Annotated in this window: 12 protein-coding genes; 9 read left to right on the forward strand and 3 right to left on the reverse strand. The window is 47.4% G+C overall.

From position 1 onward, the window contains the following. Position 1: 1 nt before the first annotated feature. From BLU97_RS14340 to BLU97_RS14350, 3 genes are read left to right on the forward strand one after another with little or no spacing between them, the layout of a single operon-like run. Positions 2-1,984, forward strand: a complete 1,983-nt coding sequence (locus BLU97_RS14340; protein ID WP_074762165.1) for a PAS domain-containing sensor histidine kinase — start codon at positions 2-4, stop codon at positions 1,982-1,984. Positions 1,985-1,986: 2 nt separating this feature from the next. After that, positions 1,987-4,758: an ATP-binding protein gene (locus tag BLU97_RS14345; protein ID WP_175456396.1), complete on the forward strand. Its 2,772-nt coding sequence runs from the start codon at positions 1,987-1,989 to the stop codon at positions 4,756-4,758. Positions 4,759-4,776: 18 nt separating this feature from the next. Then, positions 4,777-7,512 (forward strand): ATP-binding protein, encoded by a 2,736-nt coding sequence (locus tag BLU97_RS14350; RefSeq protein ID WP_074762167.1) that lies wholly within the window; start codon positions 4,777-4,779, stop codon positions 7,510-7,512. Between the two features lie 39 nt (positions 7,513-7,551). On the opposite strand, the gene nhaD is transcribed toward BLU97_RS14350, so the two are convergent. After that, positions 7,552-8,883 carry a sodium:proton antiporter NhaD gene (nhaD, locus tag BLU97_RS14355; RefSeq protein ID WP_074762168.1) on the reverse strand — a complete coding sequence of 444 codons (1,332 nt, stop codon included), beginning with the start codon at positions 8,881-8,883 and terminating at the stop codon, positions 7,552-7,554. A gap of 204 nt (positions 8,884-9,087) precedes the next feature. Here nhaD and BLU97_RS14360 point away from each other — a divergent pair, with 204 nt between their 5' ends. The 3 genes from BLU97_RS14360 (at position 9,088) to recA (ending at position 12,099) form a co-directional block, all read left to right on the forward strand. Beyond that, the gene (locus tag BLU97_RS14360) at positions 9,088-9,693 is read left to right on the forward strand and encodes a DUF6621 family protein (RefSeq protein WP_074762169.1); all 606 of its coding nucleotides are present in this window, start codon (positions 9,088-9,090) and stop codon (positions 9,691-9,693) included. Positions 9,694-9,797: 104 nt separating this feature from the next. Continuing rightward, the gene (locus BLU97_RS14365) at positions 9,798-11,036 is read left to right on the forward strand and encodes a saccharopine dehydrogenase family protein (RefSeq protein ID WP_013065478.1); all 1,239 of its coding nucleotides are present in this window, start codon (positions 9,798-9,800) and stop codon (positions 11,034-11,036) included. 40 nt (positions 11,037-11,076) lie between these two features. Then, positions 11,077-12,099, forward strand: a complete 1,023-nt coding sequence (gene recA, locus BLU97_RS14370) for a recombinase RecA (RefSeq protein WP_074762170.1) — start codon at positions 11,077-11,079, stop codon at positions 12,097-12,099. Positions 12,100-12,139: 40 nt separating this feature from the next. Here recA and BLU97_RS14375 read toward each other — a convergent pair whose 3' ends face one another. After that, complete coding sequence (locus BLU97_RS14375; RefSeq protein WP_074762171.1) at positions 12,140-13,540, reverse strand: hypothetical protein; 1,401 nt, start codon at positions 13,538-13,540, stop codon at positions 12,140-12,142. Positions 13,541-13,720: 180 nt separating this feature from the next. Between BLU97_RS14375 and dnaK the strand changes: the two genes are divergently transcribed. From dnaK to BLU97_RS14390, 3 genes are all read left to right on the forward strand, one after another. Next, positions 13,721-15,634 carry a molecular chaperone DnaK gene (dnaK, locus tag BLU97_RS14380; RefSeq protein WP_033151012.1) on the forward strand — a complete coding sequence of 638 codons (1,914 nt, stop codon included), beginning with the start codon at positions 13,721-13,723 and terminating at the stop codon, positions 15,632-15,634. Positions 15,635-16,419: 785 nt separating this feature from the next. Then, positions 16,420-16,920 (forward strand): GNAT family acetyltransferase, encoded by a 501-nt coding sequence (locus tag BLU97_RS14385; protein ID WP_074762172.1) that lies wholly within the window; start codon positions 16,420-16,422, stop codon positions 16,918-16,920. An 11-nt stretch (positions 16,921-16,931) separates the two neighbouring features. After that, entirely contained in the window at positions 16,932-17,657 is a 726-nt protein-coding gene (locus tag BLU97_RS14390) for a DUF2461 domain-containing protein (RefSeq protein WP_074762173.1), read from the forward strand. A gap of 3 nt (positions 17,658-17,660) precedes the next feature. On the opposite strand, the gene BLU97_RS14395 is transcribed toward BLU97_RS14390, so the two are convergent. Further along, the gene (locus BLU97_RS14395) at positions 17,661-18,395 is read right to left on the reverse strand and encodes an MBL fold metallo-hydrolase (protein ID WP_074762174.1); all 735 of its coding nucleotides are present in this window, start codon (positions 18,393-18,395) and stop codon (positions 17,661-17,663) included. Between the last annotated feature and the right edge of the window lie 72 nt (positions 18,396-18,467).

The following is an 18,467-nucleotide window of genomic DNA, read 5'->3' on the forward strand; positions in this document are numbered from 1 at the left end:
TATGCAGATACTGATAGTTATATTAACCCTGGTGGTGATTATCATAGGCGTGATATTGAACCGCATTACACTCTACAGCATTCGAAAGAATACCTGGAGAGCCAAGGATATGGCTACCATCATGCAACGCACGCTGAACGATAATAACTACGTGCTCCGATTGAATCTGCAAAACCACCTGGCCTATAACCTGTATGGCGATTTCCTGCCTACAGATGGCATGACCTACGAACAGAGTCTGGAATACATACATCCCGACGACCGCCATCTCTACACCGAATTCATGATCCGACTGGTAAAAGGAGCTGAATCGTCGGACTGTATTTTCAGATGGGACAGAAGTCAGGATAAGCACGAAAACGACTGGCGCTATATACACGATGTTGGCGTAGTGGAATACGACCAGGCTGACAAGAAAACACCAATCAACTTTTACTGCACGCTGAATGACAAGACCGAACAGATACTGACCGAGAAAGAAGAGCGCGAACTAACCGACCGCTACCGCAAGCTGTTTGAGCAGAGTATCGTTGGTCAAGCCTTCTACGACAAGGATGGTCATCTGCTGACAGCCAACCACAAGTTGCGCGAGATACTGAAGTTTAAGTCGGAAGACGACCCATTCTATCATCGCTACACGCTGTTTGATCTGCCAACTTTCCGTTATATTCTACGGAAGGACCTTACCGACGATCTCTACTTCTGCACCAAGACAGTGATGTATGAGCGTGGTGTGAACTGTTATTCAGAAATCAGGATACACCCCATTCTCAATGAAGACCACCAATTGGAGTTCTTCACACTGTATATGCGAGATGTTACCCAGGAACGCAAGCTATACCAACAGGACAAGGAGAACGAAGCATCGCTGCAACGTACCAATCAGGCCATAGAACAGTACGAGACAGAGTTGAAATACCTGATGGAGAATGTTGACATGCACTTTTTCCGCACCTCGTTCGAGAAACGCGAGGTTACCTTCTATCGCGAGATGAGTGTGATAGAAAGCAAAATGGGTTTCGACGAGCTCATTACCCACTTTATCGACGATCCGTTTGCTGAAGGATTGCGTCATCCCTACGAGTTCTTTAACGAGCCTAAGTCGACCCTGACCCACATGCGTCCGTTCTTCCACGACAGCGATGAACTGGAGTGGACCTTTATCGATAGTATTCCATACTATGATGAGAACGGCAAGCAGACGGGTACCTACGGTGTGATAAGAGATGTTACCGCCCTGATTAACAAGCAGGAACAGTTGAAGGAAGAAACCGAACGCGCCAACCAGTCGGGTATACGCAAGAGTACCTTCCTGGCCAGCATGAGTCATGAGATACGTACCCCACTGAATGCCATCGTAGGTTTCTCGGATGTATTGGCAACCATGAGTACCCCCGAGGAGCGAGAGGGTATTATACAGGTGATATCCAACAACTGCGACATGCTGTTACGCCTGGTGAACGATATTCTGGCACTCTCATCACTAGAGAGTGGCGACATTATCGTAAAACCCACAAGAACCGACTTTGCCAAGTGCTTTAACAGCGTAGCCACGTCGTTGGCGCAGCGCATCACGAACCCAAAAGTTGAATTCAAGGTAGAGAGTCCCTATCCTACCTATATCACGTCCATTGATGGCGGACGTACCCAACAGATTGTAACCAACTTTGTGACCAACGCCATCAAATATACCCACCAAGGGCATATTAAGATAGGTTACAAACAGCAGATACGACAGGATAAGGAAGGCCTATACATCTACTGCGAAGATACCGGTGCTGGCATACCCAAGGAGCACCAGGGGAAAGTATTCGACCGCTTTGTAAAGCTGAACGATTTTGTACAGGGCACCGGTCTGGGCCTGAGCATCTGCAAGCTTATTGCCGACAACAGCGGTGGTGAGATTGGCGTTACATCCGAAGGCAAGGATTGTGGCTCTACCTTTTGGGTATGGATTCCATGTAAACAAGAAATTACAGAATGATTATGAATAGATTTAAAATATTTGCACTACTTCTGGCATGCCACTTGTCATTAGGCATCGCATCTGCTCAGAAAGATAGCATCATTGTATACAATGACCAGCGACCACTGGTGTATGAGGATGCCTGGGACCTGTGGCCCTACGTCTTCCTGAACGAGAACGGCGAACCTGATGGTTATAACGTCGACCTTTTGAAGATGATTTTCAAAGAGCTCGATATTCCATACATCATCAGACTACGCCCTACCCTAGAAGCACAGAAAGACCTGAAAGAACATAAGTCGGACCTGATGTTGAGAATGGATGCCGACTTTGCCCGCAATAACTCTTCATACGGAAAAACCATTGTACAGATATTCACCCATAGTCTGGTAACCCCAAAAAGTCAGGCTATCCATGCCCAGTCTGGTAAGGACCTGACCGACTACTCCATCATTGTACATGAAGGCAGTTTCAGTCACCATAAACTGATTGATAACGGATGGGCCAAGGAAATCATTCCCTTCGACGACATGAAGGAAGCTATACAAACGGTAAGTTCTGAAAACAAGGGTGTGATACTCTGGAACTCCATGTCGCTGAAGTGGCTGATGATGAAGTACCATACCGATAACCTAGAACTCACTCCATTCGACTTCCCATACGGCGAATATAAGTTCTTTGCCAACGACCACCATCTGTTGGAACAGCTGGATAGCGTTTACTCGAAACTGCGCGCCAACGACCAGCTGACTGCAATCCAGAACAAGTGGTTCTACCCAGAGCGCCAGGAATCGGGTATCCCATCATGGATCTGGGATTGGATCAAGTTCTTTGCCATTCTGGCTTTGGCCGTTATCATGTACTACGCCTTCTTCAAGATTCGCGAACGCCAGATGACAAAGAAAATCTTGAAGGAAAATGAACGTCTGTCGTTGGTAATGCGTACCAGTAACGTAAAGTTCTGTACTTACGATGTTGCCTCACAGAATTTTGTGATGATGGATTCGGCAGGTTATCCCGAGCGCAACTACTCGCTACTGGAGTTCTCACACCGATTTGATCCTAACGACTTTACCCAACTTACCGAAGGTTTGCGCATGGTTATCGAGGAGAAAGTACCTACCTGTACCCTGCAGCTCAAGGAATACGAGAACGACCTGATTCATAGCAACAACTACACAGCAACCCTATCGGTATTGCGACGCGATAAGCACAAAAAGCCATCAATCATCATCTGTTCGAAAACCGATACTACACAGGAGCGCATGCGCCAGCAGCTCATCAAGGAGTCGATGCTACGCTATCAATCGCTGTTTAACTCGGCTATGGTTGATATGGTGTACTATGATGCCGATGGACATATCACCGACATGAACTCCAAATCACTTGCCGCAGTAGGAGTTGACATAGAAACAATCAGAAAACAGCACATCACGCTATCCGATGTGCTGGGTATAGAAGATCTGGATCTCGACGACCTAGAAATCTTCTATGCCACACAGATATTTAACGGACCTGGCGATGGGCGTACACTGAACAATCTGTTGAAACGCGACAAGCTATACTACGAGTTGCAGGTAATGCCTATCCGCGATAAGAATGGTAAGCGCATCGGGTTCTTCGGTTCAGGACGTAATGTTACCGAGGTAGCCCACTCGTACCGACAGCTACAGGAAAACACCAACGAACTACAAGAGGTTCAGGACGAGGTTACCAGCTATGTGCGTAACATCGACTATGTGCTGGCTGTAGGAGGCATCAGTCTGGCCAAGTACCACCTCGACACGCATACGTTGACCGTGTTCAGCGAGATTAATCACGAAAAATATTCGCTTACCCAAACCAGGGCATTGGCATTCATCGCCCCCTCATCGGAGAAACAGGCACTGCGCATACTGAACAAGATGGATAATAAGCAGCCTGGCAGTCTGCGAGCAGAAATCAAAACCTGCATCAGGCGCAAGGACCGCGTTACCCTTCACCTGCAGTTTAACTTTGTGCCCACCTACAAAGATGGACAGATAGTGGAATACTTCGGACTGATTCGTGACATCAGCGATATCAAGGCCGTGGAGGAGAAACTAGCATTGGAGTCGGTTCGTGCCCAGGAGGTTGAAACGGTAAAGAACGCCTTCCTGCACAACATGAGCCACGAGATACGTACACCATTGAATACGGTAGTAGGATTCTCCGAGCTGTTTGAAATGGATCACTCGCCTGAAGACGAGGCTGTATTTATCAATGAGATTAAGGAGAGCTCGGCCTCGCTGCTCAAACTGATCAACGACATTCTGTTCCTGTCGCGACTGGATGCCGGCATGATTACCATCTCGCCTCAGCCCATCGATCTGGCCAGCATCTTCGAGGGCCGTTGCTCATCTGTATGGGACAACCACAGGCAACCAGGCGTAGAGTATATTGCACAGAATCCGTTTAAGCGATTGATAGTTGAGATTGATGAGCCCAATGTATCGATGATTCTCAACAAGATACTCACTAATGCCATACAACACACCACCTCGGGATCTGTATTGGCACGCTATGAGTTTATTGCCGACAGACTGATTGTATCGGTAGAAGATACTGGTTGCGGTATTAAGCAGGAGGATCTTGAGCACATTTTCGACCGTTTTGTAACTGGTGCCAACAATGGTGCCGGTCTGGGTCTCAGCATCTGCCATGAGCTGGTAGAGTATATGGGCGGACAGATAGAGCTTAAATCTACCGAAGGCAAGGGCACCATGGTGTGGTTCTCGATACCATGTAAGCTGATAGAAATGGAACGTCGTTAAAACAGAAACTTATTGAACATGACAAAAAAGATATTCATACTCGCTATTACCAGTTTGCTTGCCATATGCCACGTGCAGCAAGCAAAGGCCAAATATATACGTGAATATACCACCGAAAATCCACTGATTATTGTGAGCGACTGGGAGTTTCCGCCTTATGAGTTCAGAAACGACATGGGCGAACCCGATGGCTATAATGTTGAGGTACTGAACCTGATATTAGACAAACTGGGTATCCCGCACAAGTTTGTGATGAAAGAGTGGTACCAGTGTACAGAGACCTTCGACAAACACGAAGCCGACCTGATCCACTGTCTGAAGTTCAAATACGACCGTCCTCCCTTCGAGTACACCCAGAACATGATTACCTATTATAAAGTAAGGGCTGTGCGACTGAAGGGCACCCGTCCGCTCCGACGCATCAGTCAGCTTACCAAGGACGACACTCTGACTCTGAAGAAGAACGACTATGTGGACTTGAAGGTAGCCGAACAGAAGAGCAAGCCGTTTAGGGTAGAATACCATTCACCCCGCGAGGCCCTGATGGGTATCCGAAGTGGCAAGTACAAGTACTACATGTGGGGCGAACAGCCACTGATGATGAAGGTTAAGGAGCTGAACATCGATGATGTTGAGTTTGATGAGACCGACATCCCTGCTGGCGAGCTACGTATCATCGGCTACGATAAGGAACTGATTCATGCTATCGACGATACATTTGCACGTATGGAGCAGTCGGGAGATATTGAGAGGATATACGACAGGTGGTTCCATCCAGAGAATGTACACAACGATGCCTCACCCATGACACTCATTCTGCTGGTTGGCATCATCGCGGCAGCCATCTTCTTCCTGCTATTCAGTCAGGTGATGCGTATCCGTGTACGAAAGGCTGTTGAGAAATCTGTTGACCTGAACGAGATGATGCATAAAGCACTGAGTTCTGGTAGATATTATGTGATAGAGTTCGACATCCAGACGCAATGGTTGAAAAACAGATATGGCGACATGCTACCCGAAGAAGGTATGAGTCATGCCGTGTTTATGGAACGCCTACCCGAAGAAGAGAAAGGTAAATTCAGCGAAGCCATGCGAATGATGAGTCAAGGGCACAAGGATCTGGGCTACCTGAAACGCCGTTACAACAGAGGCACCATTGACCAGCCCGACTGGCATTGGATTGAGGGACATGCCGTAGTAGAATATGATGAGGACAAGCCACGCTACATCATTACCTCGTTCAGGGATTACACCAACGAGGTACAAGAGGAGCGCATGAACGAAGAGATTGCCAGCAAATACAAGAACATGTTCGAGTATGGCTTGATAGCCATGTCGTTCTATGACAAGGATGGAAAACTGATTGACGTGAACCGTCGCATGGCCGACCTCTGCGAGTTTGACAAGGATGGCGAGGAATTCTTCCGCCAGATGAACCTGTTCGAAGTTCCCCTGGTAAAAGGTCTGTACCACAAAGGCGACAAAGAGAACTTCCACGTTTGTCAGCGCATGTTCTATCCCGAGATTGGCATCTACAAGTATATCGAGATTAAGGTACGCCCAACATTCGATGAGAATGGCGAGATGCAGTTCTACGTGGTAACGGCCCGCGATATGACAGCCGAACGACACCTATATCTGGAACAGCATAGGCACGATACCGAAATTCGTAAAGCTACCGAGAATATTAAGACCTACGAGAACCAGCTGGGTTATCTGCTTGAAACCTGTAAGATGTTTGTTTGGACATTCGACTTGAAAGAGGGACTCATCCACTTCAGTTATAGTGGTCGCAAAACCGACTATACCAAGACTCTGGATGAATTCTATGGAGGCGTAACTGACGAGTTTAGCGAAAATGCACTCAAGGATGCTATGGCAACAATTGCCCAAGCTAAGCCATACAACCAGACCATCCACTTCAAGTACACCGTTATCAACCCTAATCCTGTATGGTATGCCATCAGCGGTATTCCTAGTTTCGATGAGAATGGAAAGGTATATCAGTATTTTGGTGTGGCTCGTAACATCGACACCCTGATGGAAGCTCAGCAGAAACTGAAGGACGAGACCCTGCTCGCTGAGGAATCAGGTAAGATGAAGGCTGCCTTCCTGGCTAATATGACCCATGAGATACGTACCCCACTGAATGCCATTGTGGGATTCAGCGATCTGCTGCCAGTGGTTGAGGAACATAGCGAGCGTATGGAGTTTATCCGCATTATCCGCAACAACTGCGACATGCTGATGCGACTCATCAACGATATCCTCGAAGCATCTAACGTGGGACAGGCATTGGCTATCAAACCTGAACAGGTTGATTTTGCCAAGGTGTTCGATGATATCTGTCAGACATTGGCCCAGCGTGTAGATGAAGCAGGCGTACAATTCATCAAGGATAACCCATACGACACCTTCCCTGCCACACTCGACAAGGGGCGCATACAGCAGGTACTTACCAACTTTACCACCAACGCCATCAAGTATACCCACGAGGGACACATCAAGGTGGGCTATCGCGAGCAGGATGGTGGCATCTACTTCTACTGCGAGGATACAGGTGCTGGTATCCCCAAGGACAAGCAGGCAGCTGTGTTTGAGCGTTTTGTAAAGCTGAACGACTTTGTACAGGGTACTGGTTTAGGATTGAGTATCTGTAAGGCTATCGCCGAACGATGCGAAGGAAAGATTGGTGTTGACTCAGAAGGTGAAGGTCATGGTTCTACCTTCTGGATGTGGATACCAAGGAAATAAAAACAATAAAGCCCTCGCCATTTAGCGAGGGCTTATTATTTAGAAGAACAATGCTCTTTCAACCCAGTAAGTAAGAATACCTGCCAGATAACCTACAAAAGCCACCCAGGTAATCTTCTTCATATACCAGCCAAAGGTAATCTTCTCCAGGCCCATCACAACCACGCCTGCAGCCGATCCGATGATAAGCATTGAACCGCCCACACCAGCACAGTAGGCCAGCAACTGCCAGAAGATACCATCGATAGCCATATCGCCAGTAGCAGCTACGGGATACATACCCATACATCCTGCTACCAGAGGCACGTTATCAACAATCGAAGAGAGTACACCAATAATACCTGTTACCAGGAAGTGATTACCCTCGAAAGTGGTATCAAGCACACCACCCAGCATGGTGAGTACGCCAACCTCCTGCAGTACGGCTACTGCCATCAGGATACCTAGGAAGAACATAATGGTAGACAGGTCGATACGCGACAGCAGATCGCTTACACGCTTGGCCATGGTGTCATCATCAGAGGCACTGTAATGGAAGATTTCTGTAACTGTCCAGAGCAGACCCAGCACAAGCAGGATGCCCATGAATGGAGGCAGATGGGTAATCGTTTTGAAGATGGGCACGAAGCACAGACCGCCAACTCCCAGCCAGAAGATGATGTCGCGCTGCGACTTGGTAAAGGTGCTGACATCGGCCTTTGGCAGATTCTGCTCCTTATCAAACTTGCCTTCCAACTGATACTGCAGGATAAAGGCTGGTACCAGCATAGAAATCAGCGATGGGATAAAGATTTCGGTCAGCACTCCCTGAGTAGTAATAACGCCCTTGATCCAGAGCATGATGGTGGTTACATCGCCAATAGGCGAGAATGCACCTCCCGAGTTTGCCGAGATAACTACCAGAGCAGCATAAATCAATCGGTCGTTACGACTCTGAACCAGCTTACGCAGCACCATAATCATCACGATAGATGTTGTTAAGTTATCAAGAATAGCCGAAAGGAAGAAGGTCATAAAGGCCATTCGCCACATCAGCTTACGCTTAGAGCGTGTCTTTAATGTATCGCGAACAAAGTTAAAACCACCGTTTGAATCTACTATCTCAACGATGGTCATGGCACCCATCAGGAAGAACAGGGTACCAGCGGCATCGCCCAAATGATGTTCGATAACCTCGGATATGTGGTGCATCACATCACCACCTAATAAGCTGGGATAATACGACGTAGGATCGAGCATAAGCAGTGTCCAGCACAGCACACACATCAGCAGCGCAATAGCCGCTTTATTTACTTTTGTCAGGCTCTCAAGAGCTATACAAAGATAGCCTATACAGAACACAACGACAATCAAAATTGTTAATGTTGACATTTTTGTTTAGAATACTTTTAATTATTGTTTTGAATTTGGCTGCAAAGGTACGAATAAGTGAGAAGAAAACCAAATATTATTTGAGTTTTCTCGAACGGAAGTACCTTAGAGCGAAGCTCAGAGGTAATAATAAGTGAGAAGAAAACCAAATAAAACGAGAAAAGTTTGTTGCTTAGCGAAAAAGTTTGTATATTTGCACTCCATATGAACAACGAACTGAATAATGAAGTAAAGTGGAGTGACAACGTGGTACTGGTAGATGCAGACTACGTTGACACTGTGGCATTTAATCTCATTGTGAACTTCGAGCGCATGATTGGAAGACGCATACCACAGGCTGATATCGCCAAGTGGCTCGACTGCGTGGCACTCGATGGCGGTGTGAGAGAGGGCGAGAACGAGATACAGGTAATCCTGATTCACCAGAAGGACCAGCAGCAGATGAAAAACTTCGTACCAGGAAACTATGCTAACGACTTGAGCGAAAAGGCTTTCAAGGATCATCTGGGCGAGTTTACCATCAATGCCTACCAGCCCGAAGGGTTTGCCAAGACAGGTGATTTCTTTGGCGAGGTACTCGAACTGGTCTGCGCCCAGAAGAACATTAAGCGCCTGATGGTGATTCCAAATGCCGAAGATGCCTCTATATATAATAAGGTACGCGAGACGTTACGCCATGCCGACGATGATGACAAGCGCATCACCGTGTTCAGCATGCAGCCACAAGCAGGCGGTAACTATCGTCAGGAAATCTTAGGCTACTCGCTAATGGCAGCACTCGGTATCAAAGCCGACGAGATTAAAGATTAAAGATTAAAGGCCTCGATTAAGTGAGAGCAAAGCCAAGCTTGCTTGAGCTATGCCGAACGTGAGAGGGCTCAATACGAAGTATTAACATTAAAAATTATAGGACTATGGCAAAAGTATTAATGATTGGCGCTGGTGGCGTGGCTACCGTTGCAGCGTTTAAGATTGCTCAGAACGCTGACGTGTTTACAGAGTTTATGATTGCTAGTCGCCGTAAGGCTAAGTGTGATAAGATTGTGGAGGATATCCACAAAGCTGGATATAAAATGGATATTAAGACCGCTCAGGTTGATGCTGATGATGTAGAGCAGCTCAAGGTGCTGTTCAACGACTTCAAGCCCGAGCTGGTTATCAACCTGGCCCTGCCCTATCAGGACCTGACAATTATGGATGCCTGCTTGGCTTGCGGTTGCAACTATCTTGATACAGCCAACTACGAGCCAAAGGACGAGGCTCACTTTGAGTACTCATGGCAGTGGGCTTATCGCGAGCGCTTCGAGAAGGCTGGCCTGACAGCTATCTTGGGTTGCGGTTTCGACCCAGGTGTAACTTCTATCTATACCGCCTATGCAGCCAAGCACCACTTCAAGGAGATTCAGTATCTGGATATTGTTGACTGTAACGCTGGCGACCACCACAAGGCTTTCGCTACCAACTTCAACCCAGAGATCAACATCCGCGAGATTACCCAGAAGGGACTGTACTGGGAAGATGGCAAGTGGGTTGAGACTGAACCTCTGGAGATTCACAAGGATCTTACCTATCCAGAGATCGGTCCTCGCGACAGCTACCTGCTGCACCACGAGGAAATCGAGAGTCTGGTTATCAACTACCCCACCATCAAGCGTGCCCGTTTCTGGATGACCTTCGGTCAGCAGTATCTGAAGCACCTCGAAGTGATTCAGAACATTGGCATGAGCCGTATCGACGAGGTAGAGTACGAGGCTCCATTGGCCGATGGTACTGGTACTGCCAAGGTAAAGATTGTACCTCTGCAGTTCCTGAAGGCTGTACTGCCTAACCCACAGGATCTGGGCGAGAACTACGAGGGTCAGACCTCTATCGGCTGCCGCATTCGTGGTATTGGCAACGATGGTAAGGAGCATACCTATTATGTATATAACAACTGCAGCCACCGTGCCGCTTACGAGGAGACTGGTATGCAGGGTGTTAGCTACACCACAGGTGTACCTGCAATGATTGGTGCCATGATGTTCTGCAAGGGTCTTTGGAACACCCCAGGCGTTCACAACGTAGAGGAGTTCGATCCCGATCCATTCATGGAGCAGCTCAACAAGCAGGGCCTGCCTTGGCATGAGATCCACGATGGCGACTTGGAATTATAATCAATTATAAATAATAACTCATCAAATAGTAAAACTAACTATGGCAAAAGAAAAAGAAGAGGCCTTGTCGCCTCAGCAGGAAAAAATGAAAGCGCTTCAGGCAGCCATGTCGAAGATTGAGAAAGACTATGGTAAGGGCTCGATTATGCGCATGGGAGACGAACAGATAGATAATGTTGAAGTCATCCCAACAGGTTCGATAGGTTTGAATGCAGCCTTAGGTGTAGGTGGCTACCCCAAAGGTCGTATCATCGAGATATATGGTCCCGAGTCATCAGGTAAAACCACACTGGCCATTCACGCCATTGCCGAGTGCCAGAAGAATGGTGGTATTGCCGCTTTCATCGATGCCGAGCATGCTTTCGACCGTTTCTATGCAGCCCACCTGGGTGTTGATGTGGAGAACCTCTACATCTCACAGCCCGATAATGGTGAGCAGGCTCTGGAGATTGCCGACCAGCTGATTCGTTCGAGCGCCATCGATATCATCGTCATCGACTCTGTTGCAGCTCTGACTCCTAAGAAGGAGATTGAGGGCGACATGGGTGATTCTGCAGTAGGTCTGCAGGCCCGTCTGATGAGTCAGGCACTCCGCAAACTCACCTCAACCATCTCTAAGACCAACACTACCTGTATCTTCATCAACCAGTTGCGTGAGAAGATTGGTGTGATGTTCGGCAACCCCGAAACTACCACAGGTGGTAACGCCCTGAAGTTCTACGCTTCAGTACGTCTGGATATCCGCAAGTCGCAGGCCATCAAGGATGGTGATGAAATCGTTGGAAACCAGGTAAAGGTAAAGGTTGTAAAGAATAAAGTGGCTCCCCCATTCCGCAGGGCTGAGTTCGAGATTACCTTTGGCGAGGGCATCTCAAAGATTGGCGAGATTGTAGATCTGGGTGTTGAGTACGAGATTATCAAGAAGAGCGGCTCATGGTTCAGCTATGGTGACTCGAAGTTGGCTCAGGGCCGTGATGCAGTAAAAGCGCTGCTCAAGGATAACCCAGAGCTTTGCGAGGAACTCGAAGCAAAGATTATGGAAGCTATCGCTGACAAGAAATAATAAAAACAATTATCCCAGCCGCTTGGCTGGGATAATTGTTTTATTCTTCCAAAGGATCGGCTTTACCACCCATCCAACCTTTTACTGGCTGAGGTTTCTTCTTTTTCTTACCAGTGCCTTCGTTCATATCCTTTACGCTGGTTTTCTTAACCACACCCGTTCCATCGAACTCTACATACAGCAGTTTATCGTTCGAGCGGTTAAACACCCAGAAGTACTGTCCACCCTGTCCGGGCTCAACCTTATCGGGCTCACCAGCTGCCATCTGAACCTCGTCCTCGCTCATACCGATACCTACGTGTCCGGCACGAATCATAGCACGACTGGCTTCGCTGGTTACAACCTTCTTACCAGGACCAGGAGCAAATATCAAACCGAAAAACTGATCGGGATGAGCCTCGCTCTGATACTGATCAAGGAAGCACTCGGCATAGAAGTAGGTACCAAGTGTGGTATTCTTCAGCTTAACGGTAGCCATATTATCGCTCTTGTGGGGCGTAATCGATTCAATCTTGTACTCAGCCAAACGTGGGATAGCCTGCTGCTTGCTGGTGACCTCGTTCAGCATCTTTACAGGAATCTTGGTGTGTACCACCTTACCAATAAACAGCTTGTAGTTACGACTGCTGATTGACATGATGTCGTCCTGCAACTCAAACGAGTTATTGAACAGGAATCGGGCATCTTCACCTGCCAACTCATCGTCGCGCAAGCCACAGTTGGTTCTCGACATCGTTACGTTCTGGTAGAACTGGTTGCCATCCTTATCCTCGACAACGATTTTAACTGGGAAATTACGCGAGCCAACACCTACAGCCACTACTTTTACCACCATGTCCTGGTCAACCAGCATCTCCTGATAGCCCTCGCCATCATACTCGGTATCCATACGGTAAAGCTTGGTCTTGGTGTACAGCATCTTATCCATCAGCTTCTCCTTGGCAATATCCACATCGCCCAGATAGGCCAATGTGGGCACACCCGTTTTCTGGAAGCAATAGTCCTCAAAGGTGCCGTAATCTATCTCGTAATAATAGGCTTTGCCATCATCCTGACACTGGAAGTTAATCAGCGCATGCCCATCCTTACTCTCCGAATGGCCTTTGTAGATCATGATTTTGTACTTCAATGTGAGGTTGCTCACATTCTTGCCCGTGGCAGCATCAGTAAAGGTTTTCACCACCAGATCGTACTTATCAGGCATCACCATAAACTTCATGCCTTCCTCCCAATCACACAAACTGTGAAAACGGAAGTTCTGGCTGATGAAGTCCTGAGCACTCTCCTCATCCTCCTCCATCGCTTCGGCAATCTCGTCAGCCATATGATTCTGAGCACTCTTGGTAGCACCCTTAGTCTTCACGATATAAGAGTTGGTCTGAGCCGAGGCTGCCAGAAAGGCAAACGCCATACAGGCAGTTAAAAACGTTTTTTTCATCATGACCGATTGTTTTAATATAGAATTCTGTGTGCAAAGATAGACTTTTTCGGATGAATATCCAAATATTTTGTGCCAAAATGACGTAATAAAAAACATTTTTATCATAAAAGGACATTTTGGCACATGCTTTGCACTCCCGATTGTGACAAATTGAGTATAAATTAAAAAAATATAAGAATTATGGGAAAGATTATTGGAATCGATTTAGGAACTACCAACAGCTGTGTTGCCGTATTCGAGGGTAACGAGCCAGTAGTAATTGCCAACAGCGAGGGTAAGCGTACAACACCTTCAGTAGTTGGTTTTGTTGATAACGGTGAGCGTAAGATCGGTGATCCTGCTAAGCGTCAGGCCATCACTAATCCTAAGAACACTGTTTACTCTATTAAGCGTTTCATGGGTGAGAACTGGCAGCAGACCGAGAAGGAGATTGGTCGTGTACCATATACTGTAGTTAACGAGGGTGGCTACCCACGTGTAGATATCAACGGTCGTAAGTACACTCCACAGGAGATTTCGGCAATGGTTCTGCAGAAGATGAAGAAGACTGCCGAGGACTACCTGGGTCAGGAGGTTACCGAGGCTGTTATCACCGTACCTGCTTACTTCTCTGATTCTCAGCGTCAGGCTACTAAGGAGGCTGGTCAGATTGCCGGTCTCGACGTAAAGCGTATTGTAAACGAGCCTACAGCCGCAGCTCTGGCTTACGGTGTTGACAAGGCTAACAAGGATATGAAGATTGCCGTATTCGACCTGGGTGGTGGTACATTCGATATCTCTATTCTGGAGTTCGGTGGCGGCGTATTCGAGGTACTCTCTACCAATGGTGATACTCACCTGGGTGGTGACGACTTCGACCAGGTTATCATCGACTGGCTGGTACAGGAGTTCAAGAACGACGAGGGTGCCGACCTGACAGCCGATCCTATGGCTATGCAGCGCCTGAAGGAGGCTGCCGAGAAGGCTAAGATCGAGCTGAGCTCAAGCACAAGCACCGAGATTAACCTGCCTTACATCATGCCTGTAGCAGGTGTACCTAAGCACTTGGTTAAGACGCTGACTCGTGCTAAGTTCGAGCAGCTGGCTCACGACCTCATCCAGGCTTGTCTGGCTCCATGTCAGAAGGCTATGGCCGATGCTAAGCTGAACACAGCTGATATCGACGAGGTAATCCTGGTAGGTGGTTCAAGCCGTATCCCAGCCGTTCAGACTCTGGTTAAGAACTACTTCGGTAAGGAGCCTTCAAAGGGTGTTAACCCCGACGAGGTTGTAGCCGTAGGTGCATCAATCCAGGGTGCTATCCTGAACAAGGAAGGTGGCGTAGGCGACATCGTACTGCTCGACGTTACTCCTCTTACACTGGGTATCGAGACCATGGGTGGTGTAATGACTAAGCTGATCGAGGCTAACACTACTATCCCTTGCAAGAAGAGCGAGACATTCTCTACTGCAGCTGATAACCAGACCGAGGTAACTATCCACGTTCTGCAGGGTGAGCGTCCAATGGCTTCACAGAACAAGTCAATTGGTCAGTTCAACCTCACAGGTATCGCTCCTGCACGTCGTGGTATTCCTCAGATCGAGGTAACCTTCGATATCGATGCCAACGGTATCCTCAAAGTATCTGCCAAGGATAAGGCTACAGGTAAGGAGCAGGCCATCCGCATCGAGGCTTCATCTGGTCTGTCACAGGACGAGATCAACCGCATGAAGGCCGAGGCTGAGCAGAATGCTGAGAACGATAAGAAAGAGCGCGAGCGTATTGACAAGCTGAACCAGGCCGACTCAATGATTTTCCAGACCGAGAATCAGCTGAAGGAGCTTGGCGATAAGATTCCAGCACAGCACAAGCCAGCTATCGAGCAGGCTCTGCAGCAGCTTAAGGATGCCCACAAGGCAGGCGACGTAGCTGCTATCGACACAGCCATCGCAGCCCTGAACACTGCTTGGCAGACTGCTTCGCAGCAGATGTACCAGCAGAGCGGTGCAGCCGGTCAGCCTGGTGGCGATCAGTTCCAGGGCGGTCAGCAGCAGGCTCAGCAGGGTCCAAAGCCTGAGGACATCCAGGACGCCGACTTTGAGGAGGTAAAGTAAACAATTGATTTACTTACAACATAACCAAGAGGTGCAGATTCAACGTCTGCACCTCTTTTGTTTTATTTCTCAATCAACCAGTATGCCATATGATTCCATTTTCCCCAAAAATTTTTCGGCATATTGCCTACATGCCTACATAAAATCGCTCGAAAACCGCATGCGTAAATGGTTTCTGGCGTTTTCAAGCCTACATAAAGTACCACAAAAGCCTACATAAAGCCTACATAAAATCGACCGAAAAGTAGCTTTTTAGGGTACGAAAAGTAGCTTTTGGGCCTTTTGATGCTTACTTATCAGTATGCGAAAAGCTACTTTCTGCCTTGCGAAAACATACTTATTAATGTACTTGCAATATTTCTTCCTAAAGGACGCTGCGAAATTCTCTAGAGAATTTTCGGCTAAGTGTCTTACTAAACATTACTGAGTGCCTTGGTAGCTGCAAAATTCTCTAGAGAATTTCGCAACGAGTATTAAGGATAAAAGCTGCTAACCAGGCAAACAATATCTGTTAGTACGTAGGTAAACGGCAAAAACATGTAGGCTGCATGTAGGCTTTATGTAGGCTTTTGTGGGGCTTTATGTAGGCTGCAATCTTTGTAACACATTGTATAATAGGTGTTTAAGGCTAAAATATGTAGGCATGTAGGCTTGTTGCAAAACTTTTTCTTGCAATTATCCAATAAATTAGCTACCCATAACAGCAATTCATAATTCATTTATTTCAAAATTTTCATTCTAGTTTGAACAGAAATTAGTAACTTTGCCGACGGTAATAGAAGATAATGATAATGAATAGAACCATCACAAAAGCCAACCCGCAGCAGGTTGACGACATCATGAACGTCATCGCTGCAGCCAAAAAGATTATGCGGCAATCGGGCAACATGCACCAATGGGCCGACAATTACCCCTCAACAGATGTGATTCTGCACGACATAGAGATTGGTGGCGGCTATGTGGTAGAAGACGATGGCACCATCGTGGCCTATTTCGCCTTTCTACCCAGTCCAGATCCAACTTACGCCAAAATCTACGAGGGCAACTGGATAGAGGACACTCTACCCTATCACGTAGTGCATCGCATAGCCAGTTATCCTGATGCCCACGGTGTTTTTAAGAGCATCATGGACTTCTGCTTTGCCCACGACAGCAACATCCGCATCGACACCCATCGCAACAATCAAATTATGCAGCACGTCATCCTCAAACAGGGCTTTACCTACTGCGGCATCATCTACCTACTCTCAGGCGACGAACGCCTGGCATATCAGAAAACGAAATAAATACGAAGAATATGGATACAAAACGAATTCTAAGCTATCTGAAGCAGTTGATGGCAAATAACAACCGTGATTGGTTTTGGGAGCATAAGGCAGAGTACGATGCTGTAAGAGCTGATTTCGAAGCAGGAATTGAAATGGCAATTAACAGGATTGCGAGTTTCGACCCCTCGATTGCACATCTTACAGTAAAGGATTGCACGTATCGTTTTAATCGCGACACACGTTTCTCACCCGATAAGTCGCCCTACAAGAACCATTTTGGCGGCTATATTGCAGCCCATGGCAAAAAGGCTCTGCATGGCGGATACTACCTGCACCTGGAGCCAGGACATTGCATGGTGGCGTGTGGCAACTACTGGCTGCCAACCAACATACTCACATCGTGCCGCAATGAGATGATGGGCAACACAGCCGAGTGGCTGAAGTGCGTAGAAAACAAAGAATTCAAGAAATACTATGGTAGTCCTGTAGCCAGCAGCTTCACGACACCAACAGATGTATCAAGCTGGGACCAGCCTCAAGGCTTTGGACTGGAGAAACTGAAGAAATGCCCAGTGGGATTTCCCAAAGACTGGCCCTACGTAGAGTATCTGCGCATGAAGGACTACTGTTGCTGGCATCAGGTGCCAGATGACTTTTATGAAGGCGAAAAATGGCTCGACGAAATTGAACGCATGTTCAAAGCCGCCAAGCCAATGATGGATTTCATGAACTCAGTAATCGACGATTACGAGTAGTCCTTACTCGTAATGACGAATCCTTACATCGATACCTGTTCCTTCAAGCTGAGCAGGTATCGAACTCAGGTCGGTTTGTCCGTAGTGATAAGGAAACAGTACCTTGGGTTTGATAACCTTTGCTGCACGCACCAGCTGATCGGGTGTCATCGTATAAGGCTGGTTACAAGGCAGGAAAGCAATGTCGATATCCTTAATCTGCGCCATCTCCGGGATATCCTCGGTATCGCCGGCAATATAGATACGCAAGCCATCGATGGTAAGGATATAGCCATTATCGCGCCCCTTGGGGTGGAACTGCTCGCGACCTACCGTAGAGTTATACGCAGGCACAGCCTCAACACTAACATCGGCTAACTGCAGTTTGTCGCCATTTACCATCACTTTCCCCGAACCATACATATCGGCACAGCGCTTATTCATCACCAGCTGCGTTTTGTCAGCCGATAATGTTTTAAGTGCAGCAGCATCGTAATGGTCGGCATGCTCATGGGTTACAAAGATGTATTCGGCCTTAGGCATGGCTGCATAGTTAACAGAACGATTGCCCAGCTTCGACACAGGATCAATCTGTATCTCCTTACCATCGTACTGGATACGGATACATGCATGCATCAGCGCATGAAACTTAACGGTTTTACCACTCGCGGTGGTAAACTCATCTACCTCGTAAGGTGACTGGCCACAGGCTGTGTTGAGACCTAAAACGGCCATTAGCAATAAAAATAGTTTCTTCATACCTTATTAATATATAGAACTGGGGCAAAAATACGATAAATATACGAAAGTTCCAAACCAAATAAATAAAAT

The sequence above is a fragment of the Xylanibacter ruminicola genome (assembly GCF_900107775.1).
Classification (GTDB): domain Bacteria; phylum Bacteroidota; class Bacteroidia; order Bacteroidales; family Bacteroidaceae; genus Prevotella; species Prevotella ruminicola_C.